We start from the raw sequence: 14,544 nt of genomic DNA on the forward strand, positions 1-14,544 counted from the left end.
CACTGCAAATAAAAACGGCCCACTTCGGTGGGCCGTTTGCTTTGCGGATTTCAGATGATGGGTAAGCACTGGGCAAGCAGGCAGATAGCAAAAGGCCCAAACCGGGTTTGGGCCTTGGCTGATGACGGTGCAGGTAAAAACTACTCCTGCTCCTTGTCACGCTCCAGTGCCCGCTCCACCAGCGGCTCTGGCAGGCTCTTGGTCACCTCCACCCCCAGCTCGCGGAAACGCTCGACCTGGGCAATCAGGTTGCCACGGCCGTTGACCAGCCGTCCCATTGCCTTGTCGTAGCTCTCCTGCGCCTTGTGCAGGCTGCCGCCCATCTGCTGCATCTCCTCGACAAACAGCCGCAGCTTTTCGTAGAGGCGACCGGCCCGTTCGGCAATCTGGCGGGCATTCTGGTTCTGCCGCTCATAGCGCCACAGGTTCTCGATGGTGCGCAGCGCCACCATCAGGTTGGTGGGGCTCACCAGCAGGATGTTGTTGTCGAGACCGTCACGCACCAGCGAGGGATCGGCTTCCATGGCAGTGAGGAAGGCGGGTTCCACCGCCACGAACATCAGCACATAGTCGAGGGTGCGCACCCCGGGCAACTGCTGGTAATCCTTGCGGCCCAGCTCGCGGATATGGTTGCGCACCGAGGCGACGTGCTCCTTGAGCGCCACCGCCTTCTCCAGCTCGTCATCGGCGTTGTACCAGCGTTCGTAGGCGGTCAGCGACACCTTGGCGTCGATGATGATGTCCTTCTCCTGCGGCAGGTGGACAATCACGTCGGGCTGGTAGCGCTTGCCCTTCTCCACCTCGATATTGACCTGGGTGTGGTACTCGTGGCCCTCGCGCAGACCGCACTCGCTGAGGATCCGTGCCAGTACCACTTCCCCCCAGTTGCCCTGCTGCTTGCTGTCACCCTTGAGGGCGCGGGTCAGCGCCGCCGCCTCCTCGGTCATGCGGGCATTGAGCTCGGCGAGGCGCTCCAGTTCGAACTTGAGACTGTGGCGCTGGGCCGTCTCCTGGGCGTGAGTCTCCCCTACCTGACGGCGAAAGCCCTCGAGCTGCTCCTTGAGCGGTGTGAGCAACAGATCGAGGCTGTTCTGGTTCAATTCGCGGAAGTTGCCGGAGTTTTGCTCAAAGATCCGGTTGGCGAGGTTCTCGAACTGCTGGCTGAGGCGCTGCTCCGCCTCCTGTTGCAGTTGCAGCTTCTCGGCGGCGGCCAGCCGTTCGCTGCGCAGGGTCGCTTCCGCATCCTTGAGGCGGGCGGTGAGCTTGATCAGCAGGGTCTGCTGCTGATCCAGCTTCTGCTGGCCCTGCATCCGCTCATCCTGCAACTCGTCGAAGCGATCCTGCAGCGCTTGATGCCGATCCTGCGCCAGCATCAGCTCCTGAGCCTGCGCCGTGGCGGCCCGCCGCCCGATCAGCCAGCCCAGTCCGAGGGCCAGCACGGCGGCAGGCAGCAAGATCCCCCAGAGCCCGGGGTCAATCATTTGCGGCTCCGCTGACGCAGGAAGAGTTCGAGATAGCGGTTAACCAGAATCCAGATCACCACGTAGATGAGGTAGGCGGCCAGCACCACCCACTTGTGGGTGTTGACGCCGGTATCGAGCTCGGCGAACTCGATATCCTTGATGCGGCAGTAGGCCCACATCAGCAGGGGAAAGACATAGAGCAGGGACGCACGCCAGAGAAATAGCCACATATGTTTTCATTCAACCACGTAAAAAGACCCGCCTAGCTTACACAAGGGCAACTGCGCTTGCGATCCTGACGGCCGCTATTCTCTGGCCTGCTTCCCGAAACTTCGATAAAATTAACCCCTAATAGGTATCAGGGGCGAGCATGACTCACTATTTCCTCCGTTGGCTGACACAAGGTTGGCAAGCTTCCCGCAAGCCCGCCGTGGTTTGCCATGAAGCGCGCCCGCCATGGGCCATCGAGGAGTCCCAGTACCTCTCCCTCTGCACCCGCTGTGGCGAGTGTTTCAAGGCCTGCCCGCGCGGTCTGCTCAAACCGGCCACCCAGGAGGAGTACGAGGGGAGTCCCATCGCCGGTACGCCAGTGCTCGATCTCGCCTGCGGCCAGTGCAGCTACTGCGGCAGCTGCGCCAGAGCCTGTCCCACCGGCGCACTCGACCTGCAGCTGGGTCGTCAGGTGCAGACCCGGGTACAGATTGAAGAGAGTTGTCAGGCACGGCAGGGCTTCTACTGCCTGCTCTGTGAAGATGCCTGCCCGCAACAGGCGATCAAGGCCACCGCCGACGGCATCAACGTCAATATGGATGCCTGCAATGGCTGCGGTGCCTGTGGCCTCGCCTGCCTGCACGGCGCCATCACCCTGATCCGCCAGCCAGGCAGTCGTTAAAAACCACCTGCGTACAAAAGCAAAAGGGGCCATCAGGCCCCTTTCACATCTTGTTCGATATTCCACGCCCCGTCAGGCCATGGTCACAATAGTCTCTTGCTCGATACCCAGCAGGTGGCAGAGACGATTGGGATCGCGCACCGCATCAGCCAGAGTGTACTCACCCAGCACTTCGAGGAAGGCGTTCATGGCGCGGCGCAGAATGCCCTGAATGCGGCAACCACCGGAGAGACGGCAGTTCTCGCGCTTGCAATCGACCGGACAGAGCACATGCTCCATGTCCATCACCACATCCCGCAGGTTAATGGAGACCGCTGAGCGACCGAGGCGGATGCCACCGTGCTTGCCGCGTACCGTCTCGATATACCCCTTGATGCCAAGCTGGTGCACAATTTTGACCACGTGGTTGCGAGAGATGCCGAAGGTATCGGCCACTTCGGTAATGGTCGATAGACGATCCCCCGGCTGAACCGCCAGGAAGGTCAGGGTACGCAGGGCGTAGTCGGTAAATCGTGTCAGTTGCATGGTCGCACTTGCCTCTTACTACAAGCCAGGAATCAGGACGACAACGTTGAGCTAAGAGGCAGGAGACAACCGGTTTGCCTCTGTTTGCCCATTGGTTCGCCAGAGGAGGGCCTGTCTCTTAATCTGAGTTGCGGATTGACAGGTTAAGAGCAGCACAACCGGGTGTCGATGAAGATGCACATAAATCGACACTTTCTTTGATTGATCGCAAACTTGCCGGGTTAGCACGGCGTTTACCCGCTTTATGGCGGGTAAATCTCCCGAATCATCCCCCTCACCAAGCCCCTTCGACCAGCAGCCATATGGCCTGCGAACCGCCCCTCAATCGACCAGTAGAGAGGTGGTTCAGTGGGGCTGTTTCAGCCAGTTTTTCAGCGCGACCGATGGGATGGAGCTCTCGGAGGCGACGGCAAACGCGCCCCAGTCCACCGCGCACTGCAACGCATCCTTGATGGCCATGCCCCGCGCCAATCCGTGTATCAATCCGCCGGCAAAAGCATCCCCTGCCCCCGTGGTATCGACCACAGATACTGGCCGGGCGGCGACCCGGATCTGCTCATCGCCGTGGATGGCCACGGCGCCCGCCTTGCCTTCGGTCAACACCAGCCATTCGAGCTGCTCCCCCGCCAGCTGGCGGGCATGTTGCCAGGGGTCGCTCACCTCGCCGAGATCGGAGCGGGAGGCTACCAGCACATGGCAGGGACGGCGCGCTTGGCCGCCCTTGGGATACTGGGCTACCACGAAGCTCTTGCCGAGCATCTGGCGCATGTAACTGATGATGGCGGTACCGGGATAGTTCACATAGAGGCAATCCACCCCATCCAGAGGCAGATCGCCGGGCAGGTCGGGACGCCGCGGGCGGCGCAGTATGGTGCGCTCGCCAGTGGAGTCCACCAGGATCAGCAGCTCGCCGGTCTCACCGCCAAAGCGCTCCACATGGCTGCAATCCAGCCCGTAACCGGCCGCCTGCTCCAGCAGCCAGTCGCCGGTCTCGTCCAGCCCGATACGGGAGGCGATGGTCACCTCGTGACCCGCCCATACCAGCCCGATGCCGGTATTGGCGGCGCCACCGCCGAGCCTGCGCCCCTGATCCACATATTGCAGCCGGGCCCCCGCCACCAGCGGTTCGGAGAGGGAGAGCACATGATCACAGTTGAGATTGGCAAGCAGCAGAATGCGGGACATAGAGACCTCGGACGATGGAGATAGCCCAAAAGAGACAGGCTGAACCCCGAGTAGAGCCCAGCCTGACAGAAGAGACAACCGGCAGCGATCGGGAATCCGATCGGGATCAATAGATGGGCAGCTCCACCCCGGCCAGCAGCTCGTCGATGCGCGCCTGACTCGGCTGCTGCATCACGCTCTGGATCACCTCTTTGGTGAGGTGGGGCGAGAAGGAGCTGATGAAGTCATACATGTAGTTCTGCAGCAGGATGCTCTTGCTGAAACAGATCTGCGCCGGGCAGGGCTTGAACAGGTGCTCCAGATTGATGGAGACCAGCCCGGGGCTGTCGGTGTCGTTGGCCACCAGCGAGGAGATGATGCCGATGCCAAAGCCCAGCTCCACGTAGCGCTTGATCACTCCGGCATCCATTACCGTCATGTAGTAACTCGGGGTCAGCCCCGCCGCCTGAAACACCTCGTCCTGCACCTGACGGCCAGTGGCGCCACTCTCGTAGCTGAGGATCGGGTAGTGGCAGAGCTGCTCCAGGGTCGGCTTCTTCACCTTGGCCAGTGGGTGATCCTGCGGCACCACCAGCGAGAGGGTCCAGAGGTAGGCGGGCAGCGCGATCAGCTCCTTGTCGAAGCCAATCTCGTGGGCAACGATGGAGAAATCGGAGTAACCCTTGCTGATCTGCTCCTTGCTCGCCGACATCACCGGATGGAGGTGGAACGAGATTTTGGGGTACTTCTTGGTGAAGTAGGTAACCGATTTGGGCAGCAGATAGCGGGCGATGGTGTGGGTGGTGTGAATGTTGAGGGTGCCCACGGTCGGATCCAGATACTCACGGGAGATCGCCTTTATCTTGCTCTCGATGTTGAGCATCGCCTCGGCACACTTGATGATCTCCTCGCCCACCGGGGTGATGCGGTGCAGATGCTTGCCACGGCGCTCGAAGATCCGCACTCCCAGCTCGCTCTCCAGCAGGCCGATCTGCTTGCTGACCCCGGGCTGGCTGGTATAGAGCGCATCGGACGCCACCGAGACGTTGAGGTTGTGGTCCCGGATCGCGATCAAGTACTTCAATTGCTGTAGTTTCAAGGCTTCACACTCTCACACTGGTTTGGCTCAGACAGGTTTGGCTCAGGCCGGGACGGCAATCAAGCCAGACAAACAGGCCGCCACATGGGCGGCCAGTGTACCATCCGATCCCGACATCTCAGCGCTTGATCCTTCATTTTGCTACAAAATCTAGCATCCGAAGGGGGTCGCTGACAAACCGGGCTCAGGCCGCGCCGGCCCGCAGCGGCAGGATCCCCAAAAACTGCAGCAACCACTGCATCATGGTGGTCGAATCCACCTCCCCCTCCAGCGAGGAGAGGCTGCTCTGGTAACGCTCGTCGGGCAGCAGGCCACGGCGCCGTTCGATCAGCGCCCGGTTGTACTCCACCGAGAACTCGGGGTGCCCCTGAATGGCCACTATGTTGTCCCCCTGCAGGAACATGAAGTTGGGACAAAAATCGTTGCCCGCCAGCCGGGTTGCTCCGGGGGGGAGCAACGCCACCTGATCCTGATGGCTCGCCAGAATGCGGATCTGATCCCTCGCCGGCGCCATCCAGGGGGCATCTTCCAGCATGGGGTGAACCGATACCCCCAGCCCCCACCCCTTGGTGGATTTAACCACCTCGCCCCCCAGCGCCTGGGCGATCACCTGATGGCCGAAACAGATCCCGGCCAGCTTGACGTCGGCATCATGGGCATGGCGGATCCAGCCGCGCAGTGCCTGGATCCAGGGGATATCGCTATAGGCATCGTGGCGCGAACCTGTGATGAGCCAGGCATCGCACTCATGCAGATCCTCCGGCAACTCGCCATCGATGGCTGACCAGACCCGAAACTCCAGCTCGGGTGCCAGCGGCTGAAACCCCCTGATAAACATCTCGGAGTAGACGGGGCCAAAACGATCCGCCAGATCGGTGTCCAGCCGGTCACAATCGAGAATTCCCAATCGCATCTGTTGTTCCTTTACAGAGTTCGCCCCCGCCAATCATCGACCGGCGGGGGCAAGAGGTTAGGCCATGAGCACGTGCCAGCACGTCACTTCATGGTCGGCATGGAGAACTCGGCACCACTGCGCAGGCTCTGGGGCCAGCGCGCCGTCACCGTCTTCATCCGGGTATAGAAGCGAACCCCGTCCGGCCCGTGCATGTTGAGCGGCCCGAAGATGGAGCGCTTCCAGCCGCCAAAGCTGTGAAACGCCATCGGCACCGGAATGGGAACGTTCACCCCTACCATACCGACCTGCACCCGCGCCGTGAAGTCCCGCGCGGTGTCGCCGTCGCAGGTAAAGATGGCGGTGCCATTGCCGTACTCATGTTCATTGATGAGTCGCAGCGCCGTCTCGTAGTCCGGCACCCGCACGATGGAAAGCACAGGGCCGAAGATCTCCTCGCGGTAGATGCGCATCTCGGGGGTCACCTCGTCAAACAGGCAGCCCCCGATAAAGTAACCCTCGTCGTGGCTCAGCGTGCGACCATCGACCCGCAGCGCGGCCCCTTCGGCCACCCCCTGATCCACGTAGCCGCGCACCTTGGCCAGATGCTCCTTGCTGATGAGCGGCCCCATCTCGTTCTCCGGGCTCTGGCCCAACCCCGGGCCCACCCGCAGTTTTTCCACCAGCGGCGTCAGCTTGGCTACCAGCGCATCGGCGGTCTCGTCACCCACCACCACCGCCACCGAAATGGCCATGCAGCGCTCGCCCGCGGCCCCATAAGCAGCCCCCATCAGGGCGGAGACCGCCTGATCGAGATCCGCATCCGGCATCACCACCATGTGGTTCTTGGCGCCGCCCAGCGCCTGTACCCGTTTGCCGTGGGCCGAGGCGGTGGCATAGATGTACTGGGCGATTGGGGTGGAACCGACAAACGAGACAGCACCCACTCGCGGGTCGGTCAGCAGCACATCCACCACCTCCTTGTCACCGTTCACCACGTTGAGCACGCCGTCCGGCAGGCCGGCCTCCTTCAGCAGCTCGGCCATCCGCAACGAGAGGGAGGGATCCTTCTCGGAGGGTTTGAGAATAAAGGTATTGCCGCAGGCGATGGCGACCGGGAACATCCAGAGCGGCACCATGGCCGGGAAGTTGAACGGGGTGATACCGGCGCAAACCCCCACCGGCTGCATCATGGAGTAGCTGTCCACACCGCGACCGACGTTGAGGGAGTGATCCCCCTTGAGCAGATGGGGAATGCCGCAGGCAAACTCCACCACCTCCAGCCCGCGGGTCAACTCACCCTGCGCATCGGAGAAGACCTTGCCGTGTTCGCGACTGATGAGCTGGGCAAGCTCGTCCCTGTGCTGCTCCATCAACTCCTTGAAGCGGAAAAAGACCCGGGCCCGCACCAGCGGCGGAGTTTGCGACCAGTCGGCAAAGGCGCGCTCGGCAATGGCGATCGCCTCCTGACACTCGGCGGCGCTGGACAGCCCGACGCTCCCCTGCTGCTTGCCGCAGGCGGGATTGAAGATGGCCCCCTGGCGCTCGCTGCGACTCTCCTGCGGCTGGCCGTTGATGAAGTTGCTGACCCTGTATGTCATGTATCCTCCGTGATAACTGATGCGGTAAATGCGCTGAGCAAATCAACGCAAGGCCCCGCCAGTGCGGGGCCATCAAATGGGTTAAGGTTGTGCCTGCAGGGCATCCTGCAGCAGGGTGAAGAGATCGTCGATCTGGCTGCGCTCGATGATGAGGGGCGGCGACAGGGCGATGATATCGCCGGTCACCCGGATCAATACCCCCTTCTCGAAGCAGCGCACGAACACCTCGTAGGCGCGCTTGCCCGGCGCATCCGGCATGGACTCCAGCTCGATACCCGCCACCAGCCCGTAGTTGCGCACATCCTTCACATGCTTGCAGCCCTTCAGCGAATGGGCAGCCTCCTCCCAGTAGCCCGCCAGATCGGCGGCGCGGCTGAGCAGGTTCTCGTTGCGATAGATCTCGAGGGTCGCGAGCCCCGCAGCCGCAGCCACCGGATGACCAGAATAGGTGTAGCCGTGGAACAGCTCGATAGCCCCCTTTCCTGCCGCCATCATGTCGTCATAAATGTGCTTCTGCACCAGCACCGCCCCCATGGGGATGGCGCCGTTGGTGAGCCCCTTGGCGCAGGTGATCATGTCGGGAATGACATCGAACTCCTGCGCGGCAAAGGGAGAGCCAAGGCGACCGAAACCGGTGATCACCTCGTCAAAAATCAGCAGGATGCCGTGCTTGGTGCAGATCTCCCGCAGCCGCTTGAGGTAGCCTTTGGGGGGCATCAGCACGCCAGTACTGCCAGCGATGGGCTCGACGATCACCGCCGCAATATTGCTGGCATCGTGCAGAAAGACGATCTTCTCCAGCTCGTCGGCCAGCGCCACATCCTCCTCGGGCAGCCCTTTGGTGAAGGCGTTCTTGGCGATGTTGAGGGTATGGGGCAAATGATCCACCCCGGTCAGCAGGGAGCCGAACCACTTGCGGTTACCGGGAATGCCTCCCACCGAGATGCCGCCAAAGCCGACCCCGTGATAGCCACGCTCGCGACCAATCAGCCGGGTGCGGGTGCCCTGACCGCGAGCCCGCTGCCAGGCCAGCGCGATTTTGAGCGCGGTATCGACCGACTCGGAACCGGAGTTGGTGTAGAAAACGTGGCCAAACCCCTTGGGAGCGATCTCTACCAGCTTGTTGGCCAGCTCGAACGGCAGGGGGTGGCCCATCTGGAATGTGGGGGCAAAATCGAGGTGGGAAATCTGCTGGGAGACCGCCTCGGCAATCTCGCGCCGACCATGGCCCGCGTTGCAACACCAGAGTCCGGCTGTGCCATCCAGTATCTTGCGGCCATCCTCTGAGTGATAATACATCCCCTCTGCCGACTTCAGGATACGCGGCGCCGCCTTGAACTGCTGGTTGGCGGTGAACGGCATCCAGAAGGCGGACATGTCGGAGGGCGTATTGATGTCGCTGATCGGTTTCATGGTCACCTCATCCTTAAGGTGTTTAGCAACTGTCGGCCAATGCCTATTAAATTAAACACCTGAATCCATAAAAAAGGGCCCGTTATCGCCCTGTCTGGTGCCACCCCTAGCTAGAAGCATCAGCAGGGTGGTATAAGATATTTAACACAATTTTAATAATAGTAAACAGCCAAGGAGTGTCTATAGATGGATATCGGTCACCGCCTCAAGGCGGTTCGCACCAAGGCAGCCCTCTCCCAGCGCGAGCTGGCCAAGCGCTCCGGTGTGACCAACGGATTTATCTCCCAGATCGAGAAAAATCAGGTGAGCCCCTCTGTCGCCTCCCTGCGCAAGGTGCTGGAAGGGATCCCCATGTCGCTGGCCAGCTTCTTCACCGAAGAGACTGAAATGGGCACCGAAGTGATCTTCCGCGCCGCCGATATGCCGGATCTCGGCACGCATCCCATCAGCTACCGGCTGGTCGGGCACAGCCGAGCCAACCGCGCCATCGGCATGTTGCAGGAGGTGCTGCCACCTGGCGCCGACACCGGCGACGACATGCTGAGCCACGAGGGTGAAGAGTGCGGCATCGTCATCAAGGGCGAAGTTGAAGTGACCGTGGGCGAGCAGATCTACCTGCTGGGCGCCGGGGATGGCTACTACTTCGACAGCCGCACCCCCCACCGTTTTCGCAATAGTGGCGAACAGGAGTGCGTGCTGATTTCGGCCAACACCCCCGCCAGTTTCTGACATTCAGACACGCATCGGCAGGGGAGCAATGTTTAATGAATTGTTACAAGATGGATTTACAAGCGGCAAGATGTTTAGCATATTGACACGCGGAATCTGACTTTTGCCGGTTCAAGGAGTGAACATGAGTGACCTGACCCTGGCCCAGTGGCAACACAAGGCCTCCCATCTGACCCTGCCCTCGCAAGCCTTTATCAACGGCAGCTATCGGGATGCTGTCAATGGCGCCACCTTCGATTGCATCAACCCGGCCAACGGCAAGCTGCTGACCAAGGTAGCAGCCTGCGATGCCGCCGATGCCGAACTGGCGGTACAGGCTGCCCGTGACGCCTTCAACGACAAGCGCTGGAGCGGCCTGCCGCCGAAACAGCGCAAACAGATCATGCAGCGCTTCGCCGAACTGATGCGTCTCAACAAGGTGGAGCTGGCGCTGCTGGAGTCGCTGGATATGGGCAAACCCATCGGCGATGCCATGGGCTATGACGCCCCCGCCGCCGCCAACTGCATCGCCTGGAACGCCGAAGCGATCGACAAGATCTACGATCAGGTCGCCCCGGTGGAGGAGTCAGCACTGGCGCTGGTGACCCGCGAAGCGCTCGGGGTGGTTGCCGCCATCGTTCCATGGAACTTCCCGCTGGTGATGGCCTGCTGGAAGCTGGGCCCGGCGCTCGCTACCGGCAACTCGGTCATTCTCAAGCCTTCCGAGAAATCCCCCCTGACCGCCCTGCGTATCGCAGGTCTGGCCAAGGAGGCGGGTATTCCGGACGGCGTGTTCAACGTGCTGCCGGGCTTTGGCCACACCGTGGGCGAGGCGCTGGCCATGCATATGGATGTGGATTGCATCACTTTCACCGGCTCCACCAAGATCGGTAAACATCTGGTGGAGTGCTCCGGCAAGTCCAACCTCAAGCGCGCCTTTATGGAGTGCGGCGGCAAGAGCCCCAACATCATACTGGCCGACGCACCGGATCTGGACGCTGCGGCCAAGAGCGCCGCTGGCGCTATCTTCTACAACCAGGGCGAGGTGTGCACCGCCGCCTCTCGGCTGCTGGTGCAAAACAGCATCAAGCCGCAATTTATGGAGCGACTGCTGGCCCATGCCCGCGAGTGGATCTCGGCCAACCCGCTCGATCCCGCTACCCGCATTGGCGCCATGGTGGATCACATCCAGATGGAACAGGTGCTGCGCTATATCGAGATTGGCAAGCAGGAGGGGGCCAAGCTGCTGCTGGGCGGCAACCGCACCAACATGGAGAGTGGCGGCTTCTATATCGAACCCACCATCTTCGACGACGTGACTCCGCAGATGCGCATCTTCCGCGAGGAGATCTTCGGCCCTGTGCTGGCTGTGACCGGCTTCGATACGCTGGAAGAGGCCATTGCGCTGGGCAACGACACCGACTACGGCCTGGCCGCGGCGATCTGGACGGCGGATCTCAACAAGGCGGTGAAAGGTTCCCGCGCCCTGCGCGCCGGTACTGTGTTCGTCAACAACTGGGACGGTGGCGACATGACCATGCCGTTTGGCGGCTTCAAACAGTCCGGCAACGGTCGCGACAAGTCACTTCATGCGCTGGAGAAGTACACCGAGCTGAAAAGCACCTGGATTCAGCTGGAATAACACGACAAAGCAGCAGTATCGGATCAAAAAGGGGGAGAAATCCCCCTTTTGCATTTTTGGCCTTCCATCACCGGGCTCAATCCTTATAATGATAAAAAAGCCAACATGTTAAATATAAAGACAAAAATGCTATTTTTTCTGGGAAGCGTACTTTTTCTGGTGATCGGTTTGCCCCTGCTGTTCTTCGTGCTGGGGCACGGCGAGGCCTACGTGACCTGGGGCCCCTGGATCTCCGCCATCGCCCTGATGTTGTGGTTGTTGATGGACGTCGACAAGATCCGCCGCGGTAAAGGCTAACCGGCCAGCCACACTCCTCCTATCCCTCAAACTTCGTTTATTCGCTTCTTTCCCCGCAAAAGGATCGCTACACTGATTTTTTGCGATGTTTTCCCGCATCCAACGCTTCAGTAAAGGTCATCCGCATGCCGCAACAGATCCAGCGTCAGGGCGTCATCTACGCCCTGTGCGCCTATACCCTTTGGGGCATAGCCCCCATCTATTTCAAGACCATCTCTGCCGTCCCGGCCGCCGAAATCCTGACCCACCGGATGATCTGGTCCTGCGTGCTGCTGATGGTACTGACCCTGGCAGGGCGCCAGTGGCACAAGGTGCAGGCGGTGCTGCGCCAGCCAAAAGTGTTGCTCACCCTTGCGTTTACCTCGGTTACCGTCGGCGGCAACTGGCTGCTGTTCATCTGGGCCATCAACAACGGCCATATGCTGGATGCCAGCCTCGGCTACTACATCAACCCGCTGTTCAACGTACTGTTGGGAATGGTGTTTCTGAGCGAGAAGCTGCGCCGCCTGCAGTGGTGGGCGGTGGCGCTGGCCTTTGCCGGCGTGGCCATCCAGCTTATCGCCTTTGGCTCCTTGCCCTGGATTGCGCTGGTGCTGGCATCGAGTTTTGCCATCTATGGACTGGTGCGCAAAAAACTGGCCCTCGATGCCCTCACCGGTCTGCTGATCGAAACCATGATCATGCTGCCGCCAGCGGCCATCTATCTATGGGGCTTTGCCGACAGCCCCACCAGCCATCTCACCCAAAACGACTGGCACCTCAACCTGCTGCTGATCGCCGCAGGCGCCGTCACCACGGCCCCCCTGCTTTGCTTCACCGCCGCCGCGACCCGGCTCAAGCTCTCCACCCTGGGCTTCTTCCAGTACATAGGCCCCAGCCTGATGTTTATCCTCGCAGTCACCCTCTATGGGGAAGCGCTGGCGATGGACAAGCTGCTCACCTTCGCCTGCATCTGGAGCGCACTGGTGCTGTTCAGTCTCGATGGGTTACGAAGCGGCAAAGCCGCGCCAAACCGGACCTGACCCCTCCCCGCCCCCCGACCCCGGCTCACCAGCCGGGGCTCTTTTTCGTGCCACCAGCGGCCTCCAGACTGCGACTTCCCCTTCTCCAGAGCCGACTCGCCATCAACAGACCACACACGAGTCTCACTATCCCGCCAGAGAGCTATGCTATCCATGAACAGAGCCAAATGGAGGCAATATGCTCAAGCACATTCACGACAGATCCCTGCTTTTTGGTCAGGTTCTGGGGATCATGGTCATTATCACGCTGATCTCCATCAGCTTTTTCGGGCTTTATTCGGTCCGGAGCGCAGCCGATCAGATGGGACAGGGGAAGGATGTGGTAGCCGATATTCTGCCGCCGCCTCTCTACCTCATCGAATCCCAGTTGCAGGTCTACACCCTGCTCCATGCCAAACCGGAGGAGCGGGAGGCTCTACTGCAAACCCTCGCCCGACTGCAGCAAGAGTTCGAGAGCCGTAACCGCTTCTGGCAAGAGAGCAGCCTGAACGAGCCCCTCAGGGAGCTGCTGCAGGGGGAGCAAAAAGTGCAGGGGAAACTGTTCTGGCAGTTGCTCAACGACAAGTTTGTCCCCGCCATCAAGGCGGGGGATCTGGCGCAGGCGGGCGCGCTTGCAGCACGCCTGCACACCCTCTATAACGCCCACCGGATAGGGGTGGACGCCACCGTCATCCACGGCAACGAGTATGCCGCCGAGCAGATGGCCCATCTCGCCAACACAACCCGACTCTGCTACGGACTGCTGTTGTGCGCCGCACTGCTGGGGGCCGGACTCATCTTCTGGCTGGGACGCCCCACCCAACAGCGGCTGCTGGCCGCAGGCAAAGCCACCGCCGCCATCGCCGAAGGGGAGTTGAACCGCCCCATGCCGGAGCCGGGCCTTGATGCCATCGGCGAGCTGATCCGCCAGATCGGGGCCATGCGTGACCAGCTGGCAACCCTGGTGGAGTCCCTGCAACGCAGCGCCAGTACGCTGGATGATCGCGCCACCAGCCTGACCGCCATGGCACAACGGCACACCGATGACAGTCAGGCTCAGGTCGGGGCGGCCCACCATATCGAACAGGCCATCGAACAGCTCACCCACTCCATTGAACAGGCGGGTAGCCAGCTGCATCAGGTAGGGGAGCAAACCCTGCAGTCAGCAGAGCGGGCACAAGAGGCGACGATTGCCATCCACACAGTGGAACAGGTGATCGGGGAACAAGTCACGGGAGTGAAGCAGGTCTCCCATACCATTTCGGATCTGGCAGGCCTCTCGCAGCAGATTGCCGGGCTGGCGGGCGCCATTCACGATATTGCGGAGCAGACCAATCTGCTGGCGCTGAACGCTGCCATTGAAGCGGCGCGGGCAGGTGAACAGGGACGCGGTTTTGCCGTGGTAGCTGATGAAGTGCGCTCGCTAGCGACCCGCACCGGCAGCGCCACCACCGAGATCAACACCATCATCGGCAAGATCCAGGATGTCAGTCTGCGCGCCGCCAGCGAGATGGATACCGAGCTGGCCCGGGTCGAACAGGCGGTCACTCACACGATGACAGCGCGCCAGAGCGTCGCCCGGATCGCGCAGAGCTGCGAGGAGATCAACCAGCGCATCGCTCAGGTCGATCAGTTGATGAGCGATGAGACCCGGCTGGTGCAGGGGATCCACCATCAGGTCGGCGAGATGTCGCGGTTGGCGGCCAAGGCCAACCAGAGCGCCAGTCAGGCCGCCGAAGAGGCGACCATGGTCGCCCAGCACGCCCGCATTCTGACCAGGCAGACTCATCACTTCCATCTCGACACCACCCGCCATTGATCCCCGGCGCTGACGGGAGTCAGCGCCC

The 14,544-nt window shown here is 61.3% G+C and carries 14 protein-coding genes; 6 read left to right on the forward strand and 8 right to left on the reverse strand.

Features of this window, described 5'->3' with window-relative positions; translation table 11 throughout:
* Positions 1-140: 140 nt before the first annotated feature.
* Together rmuC and ACTG19_RS11910 are read right to left on the reverse strand one after the other, a co-directional pair.
* Positions 141-1,481, reverse strand: coding sequence for a DNA recombination protein RmuC (gene rmuC / locus ACTG19_RS11905; protein ID WP_439989099.1), 1,341 nt, complete (start codon positions 1,479-1,481; stop codon positions 141-143).
* Positions 1,478-1,693, reverse strand: coding sequence for a hypothetical protein (locus ACTG19_RS11910; protein ID WP_021231493.1), 216 nt, complete (start codon positions 1,691-1,693; stop codon positions 1,478-1,480). Before ACTG19_RS11910 ends, rmuC begins: the two co-directional genes overlap by 4 nt.
* Before the next feature lie 140 nt (positions 1,694-1,833).
* Here ACTG19_RS11910 and ACTG19_RS11915 point away from each other — a divergent pair, with 140 nt between their 5' ends.
* The gene (locus ACTG19_RS11915) at positions 1,834-2,355 is read left to right on the forward strand and encodes a ferredoxin-type protein NapF (RefSeq protein ID WP_005339657.1); all 522 of its coding nucleotides are present in this window, start codon (positions 1,834-1,836) and stop codon (positions 2,353-2,355) included.
* Between the two features lie 72 nt (positions 2,356-2,427).
* Here the strand turns inward: ACTG19_RS11915 and ACTG19_RS11920 are convergent, their stop codons facing one another.
* From ACTG19_RS11920 to ACTG19_RS11945, 6 genes are all read right to left on the reverse strand, one after another.
* Entirely contained in the window at positions 2,428-2,880 is a 453-nt protein-coding gene (locus ACTG19_RS11920; protein ID WP_005339654.1) for an Rrf2 family transcriptional regulator, read from the reverse strand.
* A gap of 345 nt (positions 2,881-3,225) precedes the next feature.
* A complete protein-coding gene (locus ACTG19_RS11925) occupies positions 3,226-4,065 on the reverse strand; it encodes a PfkB family carbohydrate kinase (protein WP_100647089.1) in 840 nt (279 codons plus the stop codon).
* Between the two features lie 106 nt (positions 4,066-4,171).
* A complete protein-coding gene (locus ACTG19_RS11930) occupies positions 4,172-5,143 on the reverse strand; it encodes a LysR substrate-binding domain-containing protein (protein ID WP_270905543.1) in 972 nt (323 codons plus the stop codon).
* Between the two features lie 184 nt (positions 5,144-5,327).
* Positions 5,328-6,056, reverse strand: a complete 729-nt coding sequence (locus tag ACTG19_RS11935) for a glutamine amidotransferase-related protein (protein ID WP_113740313.1) — start codon at positions 6,054-6,056, stop codon at positions 5,328-5,330.
* 83 nt (positions 6,057-6,139) lie between these two features.
* A complete protein-coding gene (locus ACTG19_RS11940) occupies positions 6,140-7,636 on the reverse strand; it encodes a CoA-acylating methylmalonate-semialdehyde dehydrogenase (RefSeq protein WP_113740312.1) in 1,497 nt (498 codons plus the stop codon).
* 81 nt (positions 7,637-7,717) lie between these two features.
* Positions 7,718-9,049, reverse strand: a complete 1,332-nt coding sequence (locus tag ACTG19_RS11945) for an aspartate aminotransferase family protein (protein WP_075111936.1) — start codon at positions 9,047-9,049, stop codon at positions 7,718-7,720.
* Positions 9,050-9,235: 186 nt separating this feature from the next.
* Here ACTG19_RS11945 and ACTG19_RS11950 point away from each other — a divergent pair, with 186 nt between their 5' ends.
* The 5 genes from ACTG19_RS11950 (at position 9,236) to ACTG19_RS11970 (ending at position 14,516) form a co-directional block, all read left to right on the forward strand.
* Positions 9,236-9,778, forward strand: coding sequence for a cupin domain-containing protein (locus tag ACTG19_RS11950; protein ID WP_005339643.1), 543 nt, complete (start codon positions 9,236-9,238; stop codon positions 9,776-9,778).
* 124 nt (positions 9,779-9,902) lie between these two features.
* Positions 9,903-11,399: an aldehyde dehydrogenase gene (locus ACTG19_RS11955; RefSeq protein WP_069555595.1), complete on the forward strand. Its 1,497-nt coding sequence runs from the start codon at positions 9,903-9,905 to the stop codon at positions 11,397-11,399.
* A gap of 126 nt (positions 11,400-11,525) precedes the next feature.
* Positions 11,526-11,696 (forward strand): hypothetical protein, encoded by a 171-nt coding sequence (locus ACTG19_RS11960; RefSeq protein ID WP_005341999.1) that lies wholly within the window; start codon positions 11,526-11,528, stop codon positions 11,694-11,696.
* A gap of 125 nt (positions 11,697-11,821) precedes the next feature.
* The gene (gene rarD, locus ACTG19_RS11965; protein ID WP_021231498.1) at positions 11,822-12,718 is read left to right on the forward strand and encodes an EamA family transporter RarD; all 897 of its coding nucleotides are present in this window, start codon (positions 11,822-11,824) and stop codon (positions 12,716-12,718) included.
* A 178-nt stretch (positions 12,719-12,896) separates the two neighbouring features.
* Positions 12,897-14,516, forward strand: coding sequence for a methyl-accepting chemotaxis protein (locus ACTG19_RS11970; protein ID WP_113740310.1), 1,620 nt, complete (start codon positions 12,897-12,899; stop codon positions 14,514-14,516).
* Positions 14,517-14,544: the final 28 nt, after the last annotated feature.

This window comes from Aeromonas sp. 3P (genome assembly GCF_051919745.1).
Classification (GTDB): domain Bacteria; phylum Pseudomonadota; class Gammaproteobacteria; order Enterobacterales; family Aeromonadaceae; genus Aeromonas; species Aeromonas veronii.